The organism is Cupriavidus phytorum, from assembly GCF_003254285.1.
Taxonomy (GTDB): domain Bacteria; phylum Pseudomonadota; class Gammaproteobacteria; order Burkholderiales; family Burkholderiaceae; genus Cupriavidus; species Cupriavidus phytorum.
The window spans coordinates 511,095-526,324 of the sequence record NZ_QKZN01000003.1; the positions used below are offsets into that span (position 1 = coordinate 511,095).

Annotated in this window: 17 protein-coding genes; 11 read left to right on the top strand and 6 right to left on the bottom strand. The window is 67.1% G+C overall.

Annotated elements, in window-relative coordinates; all coding sequences use genetic code 11:
• The first annotated feature begins 9 nt into the window (after window positions 1–9).
• From C7416_RS10755 to C7416_RS10770, 4 genes are all read left to right on the top strand, one after another.
• Window positions 10–807, top strand: coding sequence for a MetQ/NlpA family ABC transporter substrate-binding protein (locus C7416_RS10755; protein ID WP_111518937.1), 798 nt, complete (start codon window positions 10–12; stop codon window positions 805–807).
• A 231-nt stretch (window positions 808–1,038) separates the two neighbouring features.
• Entirely contained in the window at window positions 1,039–1,788 is a 750-nt protein-coding gene (locus C7416_RS10760) for an electron transfer flavoprotein subunit beta/FixA family protein (protein ID WP_062797375.1), read from the top strand.
• A gap of 18 nt (window positions 1,789–1,806) precedes the next feature.
• On the top strand, window positions 1,807–2,742 hold the full coding sequence (locus C7416_RS10765; RefSeq protein ID WP_111518939.1) for an electron transfer flavoprotein subunit alpha/FixB family protein: 936 nt from the start codon (window positions 1,807–1,809) through the stop codon (window positions 2,740–2,742).
• A gap of 106 nt (window positions 2,743–2,848) precedes the next feature.
• Window positions 2,849–4,633, top strand: a complete 1,785-nt coding sequence (locus C7416_RS10770; protein ID WP_111518941.1) for an acyl-CoA dehydrogenase — start codon at window positions 2,849–2,851, stop codon at window positions 4,631–4,633.
• Window positions 4,634–4,712: 79 nt separating this feature from the next.
• Here C7416_RS10770 and C7416_RS10775 read toward each other — a convergent pair whose 3' ends face one another.
• Window positions 4,713–6,017, bottom strand: coding sequence for a D-amino acid dehydrogenase (locus C7416_RS10775; RefSeq protein ID WP_111518943.1), 1,305 nt, complete (start codon window positions 6,015–6,017; stop codon window positions 4,713–4,715).
• 107 nt (window positions 6,018–6,124) lie between these two features.
• Between C7416_RS10775 and C7416_RS10780 the strand changes: the two genes are divergently transcribed.
• Both C7416_RS10780 and C7416_RS10785 read left to right on the top strand, forming a co-directional pair.
• On the top strand, window positions 6,125–6,628 hold the full coding sequence (locus C7416_RS10780) for an Lrp/AsnC ligand binding domain-containing protein (protein ID WP_012352108.1): 504 nt from the start codon (window positions 6,125–6,127) through the stop codon (window positions 6,626–6,628).
• 11 nt (window positions 6,629–6,639) lie between these two features.
• Window positions 6,640–7,881, top strand: a complete 1,242-nt coding sequence (locus tag C7416_RS10785) for a PA0069 family radical SAM protein (protein WP_258401091.1) — start codon at window positions 6,640–6,642, stop codon at window positions 7,879–7,881.
• Window positions 7,882–8,201: 320 nt separating this feature from the next.
• Here C7416_RS10785 and C7416_RS10795 read toward each other — a convergent pair whose 3' ends face one another.
• From C7416_RS10795 to C7416_RS10805, 4 genes are all read right to left on the bottom strand, one after another.
• On the bottom strand, window positions 8,202–8,693 hold the full coding sequence (locus C7416_RS10795; RefSeq protein ID WP_111518947.1) for an NINE protein: 492 nt from the start codon (window positions 8,691–8,693) through the stop codon (window positions 8,202–8,204).
• A 143-nt stretch (window positions 8,694–8,836) separates the two neighbouring features.
• Window positions 8,837–8,995 carry a hypothetical protein gene (locus tag C7416_RS29115; protein ID WP_165835196.1) on the bottom strand — a complete coding sequence of 53 codons (159 nt, stop codon included), beginning with the start codon at window positions 8,993–8,995 and terminating at the stop codon, window positions 8,837–8,839.
• A gap of 274 nt (window positions 8,996–9,269) precedes the next feature.
• Window positions 9,270–9,677 carry a hypothetical protein gene (locus C7416_RS10800; RefSeq protein WP_111518949.1) on the bottom strand — a complete coding sequence of 136 codons (408 nt, stop codon included), beginning with the start codon at window positions 9,675–9,677 and terminating at the stop codon, window positions 9,270–9,272.
• Between the two features lie 153 nt (window positions 9,678–9,830).
• Window positions 9,831–10,955, bottom strand: coding sequence for a PQQ-dependent sugar dehydrogenase (locus tag C7416_RS10805; protein ID WP_111518951.1), 1,125 nt, complete (start codon window positions 10,953–10,955; stop codon window positions 9,831–9,833).
• A gap of 152 nt (window positions 10,956–11,107) precedes the next feature.
• Here C7416_RS10805 and rpsP point away from each other — a divergent pair, with 152 nt between their 5' ends.
• The 5 genes from rpsP to C7416_RS10830 all read left to right on the top strand — a co-directional run bounded on the left by rpsP (window position 11,108) and on the right by C7416_RS10830 (window position 14,219).
• Window positions 11,108–11,359, top strand: a complete 252-nt coding sequence (rpsP, locus tag C7416_RS10810) for a 30S ribosomal protein S16 (RefSeq protein ID WP_111518953.1) — start codon at window positions 11,108–11,110, stop codon at window positions 11,357–11,359.
• Window positions 11,360–11,469: 110 nt separating this feature from the next.
• Entirely contained in the window at window positions 11,470–12,102 is a 633-nt protein-coding gene (gene rimM, locus C7416_RS10815) for a ribosome maturation factor RimM (protein ID WP_240988202.1), read from the top strand.
• 42 nt (window positions 12,103–12,144) lie between these two features.
• Complete coding sequence (trmD, locus tag C7416_RS10820) at window positions 12,145–12,927, top strand: tRNA (guanosine(37)-N1)-methyltransferase TrmD (RefSeq protein ID WP_111518957.1); 783 nt, start codon at window positions 12,145–12,147, stop codon at window positions 12,925–12,927.
• A 74-nt stretch (window positions 12,928–13,001) separates the two neighbouring features.
• Complete coding sequence (gene rplS, locus C7416_RS10825) at window positions 13,002–13,394, top strand: 50S ribosomal protein L19 (RefSeq protein ID WP_012352117.1); 393 nt, start codon at window positions 13,002–13,004, stop codon at window positions 13,392–13,394.
• Between the two features lie 144 nt (window positions 13,395–13,538).
• Window positions 13,539–14,219 carry a CoA pyrophosphatase gene (locus C7416_RS10830; protein WP_111518959.1) on the top strand — a complete coding sequence of 227 codons (681 nt, stop codon included), beginning with the start codon at window positions 13,539–13,541 and terminating at the stop codon, window positions 14,217–14,219.
• Between the two features lie 20 nt (window positions 14,220–14,239).
• Here C7416_RS10830 and C7416_RS10835 read toward each other — a convergent pair whose 3' ends face one another.
• Window positions 14,240–15,088, bottom strand: a complete 849-nt coding sequence (locus tag C7416_RS10835; protein ID WP_111518961.1) for a sulfurtransferase — start codon at window positions 15,086–15,088, stop codon at window positions 14,240–14,242.
• Window positions 15,089–15,230 lie beyond the last annotated feature (142 nt).

The following is a 15,230-nucleotide window of genomic DNA, read 5'->3' on the forward strand; positions in this document are numbered from 1 at the left end:
ACGCACATCATGCAACGTCGCAACCTGCTGCATTGGATTCTCGGCGCCGCCCTCGGCGCCTCGCTGGCTACCGGCGCGCTCGCCCAGGACAAGCCGATCAAGATCGGCGTCACCGGCGGCCCGCACGCCCAGATCATGGAACAGGTGAAGAAGGTCGCCGCCAAGGACGGCCTCAATATCCAGGTGGTCGAGTTCAGTGACTACATCCAGCCCAATGCCGCGCTGGCCGCCGGCGACCTGGATGCCAACAGCTACCAGCACCTGCCGTACCTGGAAGCCCAGATCAAGGACCGCGGCTACAAGTTCACGCATATCGCCTACACGGTGACGTTCCCGATGGGCGTGTACTCGAAGAAGATCAAGTCGCTCGACCAGCTCAAGCAGGGCGCGCGCGTGGGCGTGCCCAACGACCCCACCAACGGCGGCCGCGGCCTGTTGCTGCTGCAGAGCAAGGGTGTGATCAAGCTCAAGCCCAACGCGGGCCTGAAGGCGACGCCGCTGGACATCGCGGAGAACCCGAAGAAGATCCGCATCGTCGAACTCGACGCCGCGCAGCTGCCGCGCTCGCTGGATGACCTGGATGCCGCCGCCATCAACGGCAACTATGCCGAGTCCGCGGGCCTGTCGCCGACCAAGGACGCGATCGCCATGGAAGGCCCGAAGGGGCCGTACGCCAACCTGATCGCGATCCGCGACGCCGACAAGAGCAAGCCCTGGGTGGCCAAGCTGGTGAAGGCCTACCATTCGCCGGAAATCAAGCAATACGTCACATCGACCTTCAAGGAATCGGTCATCACGGCCTGGTAATTTCCTGGTAAGCCGGCGTCACTCGAGGCTTTCATCCAATCGGACGAGGCCTGCCGGCGCGGCTTTGCGGCACAATCGCCTGACCGGTAAAAAAGGTGCCGGGCCTATGCCCGGCATCATTTTGCCGATAAAATAGTACGATCGTTCGAAAAATAGGAGAGCCGCCAACCCGGTGGTTATAATGACGAGCGAACAAAATTTCTGACTATCAGCTATCAGTGGAGTGAGCGCATGAAAGTACTCGTCGCAGTCAAGCGGGTGGTGGATTACAACGTCAAGGTCCGCGTCAAGGCGGACGGTTCGGGCGTCGATCTGGCCAACGTCAAGATGAGCATGAACCCCTTCGACGAAATCGCCGTGGAAGAGGCCGTGCGCCTGAAGGAAGCCGGCGTTGCCACCGAAGTGGTCGCCGTGTCGTGCGGTGTCACGCAGTGCCAGGAAACCCTGCGCACCGCGATGGCCATCGGTGCCGACCGCGGCATCCTGGTGGAATCGAACGAAGACCTGCAACCGCTGGCCGTGGCCAAGCTGCTGAAGGCGCTGATCGACAAGGAACAGCCGCAACTGGTGATCCTGGGCAAGCAGGCCATCGACGACGACTCCAACCAGACCGGCCAGATGGTCGCCGCGCTGGCCAACCTGCCGCAAGCCACGTTCGCCTCGAAGGTGGTGGTGGCCGATGGCAAGGCCTCGGTCACGCGTGAAGTCGACGGCGGCCTGGAAACGCTGTCGCTGAGCCTGCCGGCGGTGGTGACCACCGACCTGCGCCTGAACGAGCCGCGCTACGTGACGCTGCCGAACATCATGAAGGCGAAGAAGAAGCCGCTCGACACCGTCAAGCCGGAAGACCTCGGCGTCGACGTCAAGCCGCGCCTGTCGACCCTGAAAGTGGTCGAGCCGCCCAAGCGCAGCGCGGGTGTGATGGTGCCGGACGTCGCGACGCTGGTGCAGAAGCTGAAGAACGAAGCCAAGGTTATCTGAGCGCGGGGGAGATAGAACATGACTGCACTCGTCATTGCTGAACACGACAATCAATCGATCAAGGGCGCCACGCTCAACACCGTGACCGCCGCAGCCCAGTGCGGCGGCGACGTGCACGTGCTGGTGGCCGGCGCCAACGCCAAGGCCGCGGCCGATGCCGCCGCCAAGATCGCTGGCGTGACCAAGGTCCTGCTGGCCGATGCCGCCTACTTCGGCGACGGCCTGGCCGAGAACGTGGCCGAGCAGGCGCTGGCCATCGCCAACGACTACTCGCACATCCTGGCCCCGGCCACCCCGTACGGCAAGAACATCCTGCCGCGCGTGGCCGCCAAGCTGGACGTGGCCCAGATCTCGGAAATCTCCAAGGTCGACGCCCCGGACACCTTCGAGCGCCCGATCTACGCCGGCAACGCCATTGCCACGGTCAAGTCGGAAGACAAGATCAAGGTCATCACCGTGCGCGGCACGGCCTTCGACGCCGCCGCTGGCGAAGGTGGCTCGGCCGCCGTCGAGACCCTGCCGGCCGTGGCCGATGCGGGCGTTTCGCAATTCGTTTCGCGCGAAGTGGCCAAGAGCGACCGTCCGGAACTGACCGCCGCCAAGATCATCGTCTCGGGTGGCCGTGGCGTGGGCTCGGGCGAGAACTACACCAAGGTGCTGACGCCGCTCGCCGACAAGCTCAACGCCGCGCTGGGCGCCTCGCGCGCCGCGGTCGACGCCGGCTTCGTGCCGAACGACTACCAGGTCGGCCAGACCGGCAAGATCGTCGCGCCGCAGCTGTATATCGCCGTCGGCATCTCGGGCGCGATCCAGCACCTGGCCGGCATGAAGGACTCCAAGGTGATCGTCGCGATCAACAAGGATGCCGAGGCCCCGATCTTCTCCGTGGCCGACTACGGCCTGGTGGGCGACCTGAACACGGTGGTGCCGGAGCTGGTGGCAGCACTGGGCTGATGCAGCGCCGGCCGCACTGCGGCCGGTACGGATAGCAGCAGGCAAGTAACGAGCCGTTCCGGGGGCGACCCGCGAACGGCTTTTTCATACATGTTGGGAGACATCGATGACCTACCGTGCGCCGATCAAGGACATGCTGTTCGTCATGAACGAGCTGGCCGGCCTTGAGGCCGTCAGCCAGCTGCCCGGCTTCGAGGAAGCCACCCGCGAGACCGCCGAGGCCGTGCTCGACGAGGCCGCCAAGTTCAACGAGCAGGTGGTGGCGCCGCTGAACCGCGCCGGCGACCTGGATCCGAGCAGCTGGAAGGACGGCGTGGTCACCACCACGCCCGGCTTCAGGGAAGCCTTCCGCCAGTTCGGCGAGGGCGGCTGGCAAGGCGTGCTGCATCCGCAGGAATTCGGCGGCCAGGGCCTGCCCAAGCTGATCGCCACGGCGTGCAACGAGATGCTGAACACCGCGAACCTGTCGTTCGCGCTGTGCCCGCTGCTGACCGACGGCGCCATCGAGGCGCTGCTGACGGCAGGTTCCGACGCGCAGAAGGCCACCTTCCTGCCCAAGCTGATCTCGGGCGAGTGGACCGGCACCATGAACCTGACCGAGCCGCAGGCGGGCTCGGACCTGGCTGCGGTGCGCACCCGCGCCGAGCCGCAGGGCGACGGCACCTACAAGGTGTTCGGCACCAAGATCTTCATCACCTACGGCGAGCACGACATGGCGCAGAACATCGTGCATCTCGTGCTGGCCCGCACGCCCGACGCGCCCGAAGGCGTCAAGGGCATCTCGCTGTTCATCGTGCCCAAGTTCCTGGTCAATGCCGATGGCAGCAACGGGGCGCGCAACGATGTGCATTGCGTCTCGATCGAACACAAGCTGGGCATCAAGGCCAGCCCCACCGCGGTGCTGCAGTTCGGCGACCATGGCGGCGCGATCGGCACGCTGGTCGGCGAAGAGAACCGCGGCCTCGAGTACATGTTCATCATGATGAACTCGGCGCGCTTCTCGGTCGGCATGCAGGGCATCGCGGTGTCCGAGCGCGCCTACCAGCAGGCGGTGGCGTATGCGCGCGAGCGCGTGCAGAGCCGCCCGGTCGATGGCTCGGCGCGCGAGGCGGTTACCATCATCCACCATCCCGACGTCAAGCGCATGCTGATGACCATGCGCGCGCTGACCGAAGGCGCGCGCGCGGTGGCGTATGTGGCCGCGGCCGCCAGCGACACGGCGCACCAGCATCCCGACGAAGCCGTGCGCAAGCAGAGCCAGGCGTTCTACGAGTTCATGGTGCCGGTGGTGAAGGGCTGGAGCACGGAGCTGTCGATCGATGTCACCAGCCTGGGCGTACAGGTGCACGGCGGCATGGGCTTTATCGAGGAAACCGGCGCGGCACAGCACTACCGCGACGCACGCATCCTGCCGATCTACGAGGGCACCACGGCAATCCAGGCCAACGACCTGGTCGGCCGCAAGACCGTGCGCGACGGCGGCGCCGTGGCCCGCGCGATCTGCGCGCAGATTGCCGAAACCGAGGCCGCGCTCGGCCGGCACGGCGGCTCCGCCTTCACCGCGGTGCAGGCGCAGCTGGCCAAGGGCCGCGCCGCACTGGAAGCCGTGGTCGAGTTCGTCGTCGCCAACGCCAAGTCGGACCCGAATGCGGTGTTCGCCGGCAGCGTGCCTTACCTGAAGCTGTGTGGCATCGTGTTCTCCGGCTGGCAGTTCGGCCGCGCCATGCTCGCTGCTGACGCGAAGCGCGCCGACGATCCGGCTTTCCACGAAGCCAAGATCGCGACCGCGCATTTCTTTGCCGAGCACATCCTGTCGCAGGCATCGGCGTTGCGCGATGCCGTGGTTGGAGGCGGGGCGCCGGTCAATGCGCTGAGCGCGGAGCAGTTCTGAGCGTTGCGCGCGGCGCGCGGATAAAAAAAGGGCGACCTGCAAGGTCGCCCTTTTTTGCTTTGGGGAAGCCCGCCTTGTATCAGGCGGCTGCCGGACGGGGCGCCAGGTGATGGCGCGCCGGCTTCAGGTAGCGGCCGACCGACAGGTCGTCGGCACGGATCGCCGGCGACTTGCCCGAGACCAGGTCCGACAACAGCTTGCCCGAGCCGCAGGCCATGGTCCAGCCGAGCGTGCCGTGGCCGGTGTTCAGCCACAGGCCGCGTACCTGGGTCGGGCCGACGATGGGGGTGCCGTCCGGCGTCATCGGGCGCAGGCCGGTCCAGAAGGTGGCCTGGCTGACATCGCCGGCGCCCGGGAACAGGTCCGTCACCACATGCTCGAGCGTGCGGCGCTTGGCCGGGTCGAGGCTGCGGTCATAGCCGACGATCTGCGCCATGCCGCCGACACGGATGCGGTCGTCGAAGCGGGTCAGGGCCACCTTGTAGGTCTCGTCGAGCACCGTCGAGACCGGCGCGCGCGAGGCATCGCTGAGCGGCACGGTGATCGAGAAGCCCTTGAGCGGATACACCGGCAGGTTGGACATGCCGCGCAGGAAGGGTTTGACCAGCTGCGTCGACCAGCTGCCCAGCGCCACCACCACCAGGTCCGCCGCCATCGGCTCGCCGTCGACCACGGCGCCGGTGACGGCGTCGCCCTGGCTCATCAGGCCGTCGATCGAGCGGTTGTACAGGAAGCGGACGCCCAGCGTGCCGGCCATGTTGGCCAGGCGCTGGGTGAACAGCGCGCAGTCGCCGGTTTCGTCATTGGGAAGGCGCAGGCCGCCGGCCAGCTTGTGGCGGACGGCGGCCAGCGCCGGTTCGCTCGCGGCGAGTTCTTCGCGCGAAAGCAACTGGTAAGGAACCCCGGCCTGTTCCAGCACCGCGATGTCCTTGGCCGCGCCGTGCAGCTGCTCGTCGGTGCGGAACACCTGCAGCGTGCCTTGCTGGCGGCCTTCGTAGGCAATGCCGGTTTCCGCGCGCAGCGCGCGGATGCAGTCGCGGCTGTACTCGGCCAGCCGCACCATGCGTTCCTTGTTGACGGCATAGCGTCCGGCGCTGCAGTTCAGCAGCATCTGCCACATCCATTGCAGCTGGAACAGCGTGCCGTCCGGGCGGATGCTGAGCGGCGCGTGTTCCTGGAACATCCACTTGATCGCCTTCAGCGGCACGCCGGGCGCGGCCCACGGCGACGCGTAGCCGGGCGAGATCTGGCCCGCATTGGCAAAGCTGGTGCCGAGCGCGGGGCCGGCCTCGCGGTCGACCACGGTCACTTCATGACCGGCCTTGGCCAGGTACCACGCACTGGTGACGCCAATCACGCCACTGCCAAGTACGAGAACGCGCATTTCGGAGGCTCCAACTGCGATGACTACGGTATAGAGGATTTGTCTCTATACTATTGAATGCATTCCAGTCATAGTTACCGAATTTCTCAGGAAAACAGGAAAAACTCATGAGAACGAGTCGCCAGCCCCAGCGTACGCTCGACCGGCTCGACCGCAAGATCCTGACCGCGCTGCAGAGCGACGGCAGGATGTCGATGAAAGACCTGGCCGAGGCGGTCGGGCTGACCATCACGCCGTGCATCGAGCGCGTCAAGCGCCTGGAGCGCGATGGTGTCATCATGGGCTACTACGCACGGCTCAATCCGGCACTGCTGGGCAGCGCGCTGCTGGTATTCGTCGAGATCTCGCTGGGCAACAAGTCGGGCAATATGTTCGAGCAGTTCCGCCGCGAGGTGCTGCGGATTCCGGAAGTGCTGGAATGCCACCTGGTGTCGGGCGATTTCGACTACCTGATCAAGGCGCGCATCCGCGAGATCGGCGAATACCGCCGGCTGCTGGGCGACATCCTGCTGCAGCTTCCGGGCGCGGCACAGTCGAAGAGCTATGTGGTGATGGAAGAGATCAAGGAGACACTGGCCATCTCGGTAGAGGAGAAGAGCCAGGCCGCGTAACGAAGGCCAGCATGGAGCGCCCCCCGCCTAAACCCAAATCGCCCGCCCGGCCGCCCGCCAGATCCCTCGCCGGCGCGACGCGGCGCGAGGCCGATGCCGACGCGCAGGCGCCGCAGGCCGGCGCGCGTTCGCCCGTGGCGCGCAAGGGCCGCGGCGCCGTCAGCAACCTGCAGGGGCGTTTCGAGCGCGACCAGCGCGAGGCGTTCGACGATGGCTGGGGCCCGGTGCCGGAAGACACCGCTGCGGGGCCGGCCGTCATTGCGGGCACCGACGACGCGCCGCTGCCGCCATTGCGCACCGAAGTCCATTTCGAGCGCGCCCGCTCCGTGCTGACGCGCAATGCCTCGCCGGATGTCCCGTTCGACGTTTCACTCAATCCCTACCGCGGTTGCGAGCACGGCTGCATCTATTGCTTTGCCCGGCCGACGCACGCCTACCTGGACCTGTCGCCGGGGCTGGACTTCGAAACCCAGCTCTATGCCAAGACCAATGCCGCCGAGCGCCTGCGCGAAACGCTGGCGCGGCCGTCGTACCGCTGCGAGACCATCGCGCTGGGCGTCAACACCGACGCGTACCAGCCGATCGAGCGTGAACAGCGCATCACGCGCAGCCTGCTGGAAGTGCTGCACGAATGCGACCACCCGGTGGCGCTGATCACCAAGTCATCGCTGATCGAGCGCGATATCGACCTGCTCGCGCCGATGGCGGCCAAGCGGCTGGCGGTGGCGGCACTGACCATCACCACGCTCGACGCCGGCATCGCACGCACGCTCGAGCCGCGCGCAGCGACGCCGTCGCGGCGGCTGCGCACCATCCGCACGCTGACCGACGCCGGCATCCCGGTCGGGGTCAGCATCGCCCCGGTGATCCCCTTCATCACCGAGCCTGACCTGGAGCGCGTGCTGGAAGCGGCGCGCGAGGCGGGCGCCGTCTATGCAAACTACATCGTGCTGCGATTGCCGTGGGAAGTTCGGCCGCTGTTCGAGGAATGGCTGCAGGCACACTTCCCCGACCGGGCCGAACGGGTCATGAACCGCGTGCGAGACATGCGCGAAGGCAAAGCCTACGATGCGAACTTTGCCACGCGCATGCGCGGGACCGGCGTGTGGGCGGACTTGCTGCGCCAGCGCTTCTACAAGGCCGCCGAACGGCTCGGCTTCCGCTACAACCGGTTTGAACTGGATACTTCGCGTTTTCGCCCGCCGGCGGCGGGACCTAGCGGCAAGGACGACCCGCAGGGTTCGCTGTTCTGAGCTTTCAGAGCGGCTGCCGTGGCCAGCTGGTCGCCGATCATGCTGCTGGCGAGCTCCAGCGCGGCCTTGGCGCTCGATGGCGGCAGTCCCGAGGACAGCGCCAGCCGGACGGCGATCGCCGCCAGGCGTCCTTCCTCATAGCTTGGCATGTCGATTCTTGCTCCTTTGCGCTGCCGGGGCATGGCCTCGCCGCGCGTCGTCGCGCCGCCAGGATCGGACGGCTCTACCAGTATGGGCGAATTGGCAGAAAGGGAAACCGGCGATTGCGGCCGCATTGACCACGCACAAGAGGTGAGCGGGGGAGACGATGCGCAGGGAGCCTACTGCGACAGTTCGCGCGCGGCCTCGACCTGCGACTCGAAGAAGGTCTGGAAGCTGATCGCCAGCCCCGCCATCAGCAGGCCGGTACCGATCAGCAGCGACAGGATCACCAGGATCACTACCGGCCAGCCCGAGCGCGTGGGTTTGCCGTGCGGGTTGAAGCGGGCGTCCCATTTGTCGTCCGGGCGCAGCCCGTAGACGATCGCCGCCAGGAAGGCGCTGATGACGGAAATGCCGCCGGCCACGGCAAAGGTCCAGTTCAGGGCCGGGCTGCCCGCGCCGGTGGCCATCGAGGCCACGCCGATGGCGCCGGCCAGCAGCGCCAGCAGGTGCGCCCAGCCATACAGGTCGCGCAGTCCGCCCAGGTAGAAGCGATGCGCGCCCAGGCTGCCGAACAGGAACGCCAGCGCCACGGTCAGCAGCTTCGATTTGCCGCGCGCGGACGGCGGGGCGAGCGGAGAGGTGTGGCGGGCTGGCGTGGCTGCGGGCATGGTCGGAACGAGAGTTTCAGGCCTGGGATGCAGGCCGGCGTTGCGCCGGCACGGAAGTGGCGGCACAAGGGTACCGGCCGGCCCACATTGTACGCCGGCAGTCAGCGCAAGGAAGGGAAGTGCGTCAAAAGGCGCCAGCGGCGCTAATGCCAGCCGCCGGCGATCAGGCCGCGGATAAAGGCCGAGGCGTGTTCGCTGATATGGGTTTCGCTGTAGAGAACCAGGGTCAGGATGCCCATGAACAGGATCGACAGCGATAGCTGGCCCGCGTGTTCGGCCAGGTCGCTAAGCAGGGGTGACATGACAAACCTCACAGAATTATTGTCATTCTGGAGGCTGCGCCCGGGCCGTCTTGGTCGGGTCCCGGCAGGAGGTGTCGGGCAGAGGCAGGTCAGTTCGATTGCCGTCCGCACATGACGGCACGCTGTGAGCCCCGGACAGCGCCGGGCGGCAGCCTGTGCGCGCGCCCGGAATCGGGGCACACACTTAAGTAGAGACAGGCCGGGCGGGGGCGGAGTTCCGCAGCGAGGGGCGGGGCGCGGCGTTCAGCCGCCAGGGAAGCGGCGTCGGCTGCTATCAGCGGCTGTTGTCGCGGCCGTTGTCACGGCCGCGCGCCTGCCAGCCGGGGCCGATCTGGCCCTGGCGCGGTTCGTTGCGGGCGTCATTGGGGGGATTGCGTTCCTGGCCGCGGCCACGGTTGTCGTCGCGGGCGCCGGCGAGCGCGGCGCGGCGGCCGCTGAGGCGGTCGTCGGCGCGGGCACGCGCCTCCATCCGGTCGATCTGCGCCTGCACGTGTTCACGGCTTTCGGCGCGCACGCTGGCCATCTGCCAGCCATCGCCGGACTGGATCCGGGCGGGCCGGCCATCGGAACGGATTTGTTGCCAGAACGCGACCTGGGCATGGCTGGCGCCTACCGCGCCGACCAGGCCCGAGGCCACCAGGATGCCAGCCACCAGGTCGCGCAGGAGAGAGCGGGTGAGCATGCGGATTCCCAGGGTCCTGTCGCGCTGTGTTGCTGTTGGAAGATGGGTTCATGGTACGCATGGGGCATCGGGGCGCCTATGCCAATCCCGTTACCGGTGTAACGGATTGTTTCGCCCGCACAAAGCCGCGCCGGGCGGGGCTTTCAGCCGGATTCACGGCTGGTAGCGGATGCGGTAAATCGTCCCTGCGTGGTCGTCGCTGACCAGCAGCGAACCGTCCGGCGCGACCAGGACATCGACGGGCCGGCCCCAGGCCCTGCCGCCGCGCAGCCAGCCCTGCGCGAACACCTCCTGGCGCACGGCCTTGCCGGCGCTATCCAGCACCACGCGCACCACGCGGTAGCCGGAAGGCTCGCTGCGGTCCCAGCTGCCATGCTCGGCGATCAGGACGTTGTTGCGGTAGTCCGGCGGAAACTGCGTGCCGGTGTAGAAGCGCATGCCCAGCGCGGCGACATGCGCGCCCAGGCGCGCCACCGGCGGCACGAATTCGGAGCACGGGCGCTTGCCGCCGTATTCCGGGTCGGCGACGTTGCCGGCGTGGCAGTAGGGGTAGCCGAAATGCTGGCCGGGCGCGGTGACGCGGTTCAGTTCGTCGTCGGGCACGTCGTCGCCCATGCGGTCGCGGCCGTTGTCGGTGAACCACAGTTCGCGCGTGGCGGGGTGCCAGTCGAAGCCGACGGTGTTGCGCACGCCGCGCGCGACCACCTGCAGGCCGCTGCCGTCGGGCTTCATCCGGACGATGTTGGCATAGCGGGTTTCGTCTGGCTCGCACACATTGCACGGGGCGCCGGTGGCGACGTACAGGTAGCCGTCGGGGCCGAAGCCGATGAATTTGCCGCCGTGGTGGCCGTCAGACGGGAAGCGGTCGCTCACCACCCGGGGCGCGGGCGGCTGGTCCAGGCGGGACTCGATCTGGTCGAGCCGCACGATCCGGGAGACCGAGGACGCATACAGGCTGCCGTCATGGAAGGCCACGCCCAGCGGATTGCGCAAGCCGGTGGCGACGGTGCGCACCCGCGGGCGCGTGCCGAGCGCATCGCTGACCGCATAGAGCTTGCCTTCGCTGCGCGATCCCACGAACAGCGTGCCGGACGGCGACATCGCCATGGCGCGCGCGCCTGGCACGTCGTCGGTCAGCACCTCGATGCGGAAGCCGGGCGGCAGGCGCAGCTGGTCGAGCGGCAGCGCGGCCAGCGCGGACTGGCTCGTTGCCAGTACCATCAGCGCCAGCAGCGTACGCGGTACCATGCCAACCATGAAGTGCAGAGCGGGGCGCATGTATGGCCTCCTGTCGCGGTTTTTGCCACGATGCCTGCGCCGCGTTCACGCGTCAACCACCTAAGTGTTTGTTTGGCCTCGGGAATTGGGCTATACTCTTGCGTTTCGTGTTCGAACGCCCTTGAACACCCCGTTTTCTGAGGAATCATTCCATGGTCGTTATCCGTCTGGCTCGCGGCGGCAGCAAGAAGCGCCCGTTCTTCAACATCGTCGCCACCGACTCGCGCAACCGTCGCGATGGTCGTTTCATTGAGCGCGTTGGTTTCTACAACCCGCTGGCAGCCGAAGGTGAAGAAGGCCTGCGCCTGTCGCAAGACCGCCTGGCCTACTGGCAAGGCGTCGGCGCGCAGCTGTCGCCGACCGTTGCCCGCCTGGTCAAGCAAGGCACCAAGGCGGCTGCCTGATTGTCTTCTTGCAACGCGCCCTGCCGTAACCGGCGGGGCGCGTTTGCATTGGAACACGCGCACACGTGACTGAGCGAAAGCAGGGCGCCCAGCGGCCGTCGAAACCGCCGCTGAACCGGCCGCAGGCCGAGCCCGCCAAGGCGCTCAGGCTGCCCGCCGCGCTGCAGTATGCCGATTCGCTGCCCGAAGACCTGGTGGAAGTCGGCTATGTCAGCGCTGCCTATGGCATCCGTGGCTGGATCAAGGTCCAGCCGCATGCCGACGATGCGTCGGCGCTGCTGCATGCCCGCCGCTGGTGGCTGCTGAGCCCGCCGCAGGCGGGGCTGGTGGCGGCCAAGGCGGCCGAGGCAGCGCGGGCGGAGCCCGTCTGCGTGAAGATCGCGCAGTCGCGCGAGCACAGCGGCACGGTGGTGGCGCAGGCTGCCGGCGTGGCCGACCGCAATCTTGCGGAAGCGCTGCGTGGCCGTCGCGTGTGGATCCGGCGCGCGGATTTTCCGGCGCCGGAAGAAGATGAATTCTACTGGGTCGACCTGATCGGCTGCAGCGTCAGCAACGAGCAAGGCGAGTTGCTGGGCGAGGTGTCCGGGCTGATCGACAACGGTGCCCACCAGATCCTGCAGGTTGCCTTCGTGCAGCCCGACGGCAAGGCCGGCGAACGGCTGATTCCATTTGTCGACGCGTTCCTGCGTACGGTGGATACCGCGGGCAAGCGCATCGTGGTGGACTGGGGGCTCGATTACTGAGCAGTGGCTGCGCGGGTGCGAATCCATGAAGGGAGAGAGCGGATGCAGTTCGACGTGATCACGCTGTTTCCCGAAATGTTTCGCGCGCTGACCGACTGGGGCATTACCAGCCGGGCAGCCAAGCAGCAGCGGTATGCGTTGCGCAGCTGGAATCCGCGCGATTTCACTGTCGACAACTACCGCACCATCGATGACCGGCCCTATGGCGGCGGTCCCGGCATGGTGATGCTGGCCAAGCCGCTGGACGACGCGATCGATGCCGCGGTGGCGGCGCAGGCGCAAGCCGGCGTGGCGAAGCCGCATGTGGTGCTGATGTCGCCGCAGGGCCAGACGCTGACCCATGCCAAGGTCATGGAGCTGGCGCAGCGGCCGGGCCTGGTGTTGCTGTGCGGCAGGTACGAGGCGATCGACCAGCGGCTGATCGACCGCCGCGTGGACGAGGAAATCAGCCTCGGCGATTTCGTGCTGTCGGGCGGCGAACTGCCGGCGATGGCGCTGATCGACGCGGTGGTGCGCCACCTGCCCGGCGTGCTGGGCGATGCGCAGTCGGCGGTGCAGGACAGCTTTGTCAATGGCCTGCTGGATTGCCCGCACTACACCCGGCCGGAAGAATACGAAGGCGTGCGGGTCCCCGACATCCTGCTCGGGGGCCATCATGCCGAGATCGAAAAATGGCGGCGCCAGCAGGCGCTGGCCAATACCGCGCGCAAGCGCCCCGATCTGATCGAGGCGGCGCGCGAACAAGGTTTGCTGACCCGTGCCGACGAGAAGTTCCTGTCGGAATGGGCGGCGAAGGAAGGGCGGGGGGAAACTCCCGCCAGGTAAAACCCCATCCTCTGCCGGGGCCCGGGAAATCCTGGGGCATACAACGCCGGCACGATGGTTACGGAGAAGAAACGATGAACCTCATCGAACAGATCGAGAAGGAAGAGATCGCGCGCCTGACCGCGAACAAGACCATCCCCGCATTCGCGCCCGGCGACACCGTCGTCGTCAGCGTCAACGTGGTCGAAGGTAACCGCAAGCGCGTGCAGGCCTACGAAGGCGTCGTGATTGCCAAGCGCAACCGCGGCCTGAACTCGTCCTTCATCGTGCGCAAGATCTCGTCGGGTGAAGGCGTGGAGCGTACGTTCCAGCTGTACTCGCCGCTGATCGCCGGCATCGAAGTGAAGCGCCGCGGCGACGTGCGTCGCGCCAAGCTGTACTACCTGCGCCAGCGTTCGGGCAAGTCCGCACGTATCAAGGAAAAGCTGGTGTCGAAGGCTGCCGCCGCTGCCAAGGCCGCGGAGTAAGCCGGACATGCCGGCCGGGGCGACCCGGCCAGCGTTTCCTCAGGAAGGGCACCCCAGGGTGCCCTTTTTGCATGGCCGCTCGGGTCCAGGGGCCACGCTTTGCTGCGGCGCCAGATGGCGCGCTTCTGTCATACTTGCGATGTTATGCGTCCCGCCTTCGATCCCGAATCCCTTCCCGTCATCGATACCGACCTGCGCAACGGTGCGCTGAGCGCGCCGCGCCTGCAGGTCGACTTTATCCGGCACCGCTTCCAGGCACCGCCGGCATGGGCGCCCGAGCTGACCGACGAATCGCGGGTCTACGATCGCAGCCGCGGGCTGCGCGATGCCGCGGTGCTGGTGCCGCTGGTCGAGCGCAGCGATGGCCTGACGGTGCTGCTGACGCAGCGCAATGCCAATCTCAGCGCGCATGCCGGGCAGATCAGCTTTCCGGGCGGGCGGCAGGAGTCGTGGGACATCAATCGCATCGACACCGCGCTGCGCGAGACCGAAGAAGAAGTGGGACTGGCGCGCGACTATGTCGAGGTGCTGGGAGCGCTGCCGGATTACATCACCGGCACCGGCTTCCACGTCAGCCCGGTGGTGGGGCTGGTGCGCGATGGCTTCACGCTGCGCCCCGATGCCTCGGAAGTGGCCGACGTGTTCGAAGTGCCGCTGGCCTTCCTGATGGACCCGTCGCACCACGAGCGGCGCCTGTTCCGCTGGGTCGACGGCGAACGCATGTTCTACGCCATGCCCTATCCGCGCGAGAACGGCGGCCAGCGCTTTATCTGGGGCGCCACCGCCGGCATGCTGCGCAACCTCTACCACCTGCTGGCGGCCTGAGCCGCGCGGGCTGAAAGCCCTCAGGCGGCGGCCCGGTCCTTGCCGCCGATGCAGTGCGGGCAGCTCTTGCCGACCACATAATGCGGGCTTTGCTGCTGCTCGGGCGTGACCACGGCGCGGCAGGCAAAGCACTGCTTGGGCCCGGCCGGTTCCAGGCTGGGGTTCAGCGCGGTGCGGTAGTCGAAGACGAAGCAGTCGCCGCGATAGTGGCTGCCGCCGACCTCCTCGAAGTACTTCAGGATGCCACCCTCAAGCTGGTAGACGCGCTCGATGCCGACTTCCTGCATATGGATCGCGGCCTTCTCGCAGCGGATGCCGCCGGTGCAGAACGAGACCACGGTCTTGCCTTCCAACTCGGCCTTGTGCGCGGCGACGGCGTCGGGAAATTCGCTGAACTTGGCGATGTCGTACTCGACCGCGTTGTCGAAGGTGCCGACCGCCACTTCGAAGTCATTGCGCGTATCGAGCATCACCACCGGACGGCCTTCGTCGTCGTGCCCCTGGTCCAGCCAGCGCTTCAGGTCCACCGGCCGCACCGACGGCGCGCGGCCCGCCTCGGGGCGGATCAGCGGCATCTTCATGGTGATGATTTCCTTCTTGGCGCGCACCAGCATGCGCTTGAAGGGCTGGTGGTCCGACAGGCTTTCCTTGGGTGCAATATCGGCAAAGCGCGCATCGGCATGCAGCCACGCCATGAAGCCGTCGATCGCTTCGCGCGGGCCGGCCAGGAACATGTTGATGCCTTCCGGCGCGAGCAGGATCGTGCCCTTCAGGCCCGCCGCCTCGCAGCGCTCGCGCATAGCCGGGCGCAGGGTCTCGATGTCGTCCAGCGAGACAAACTTGTAAGCGGAAATATTGACGATCTGCATGGGATCCTGCGCCGCCGCGGCGGCGTCCCGAAGGGCGCCGACAGCCTGCGATAACTGCCTGATTGGAAAGGCGAAATTATAGCGTGCGCGGACCCTGCGCGTGGCGCATTCCCAAGCACGCCACTCCGCTATGCGCCCGCGC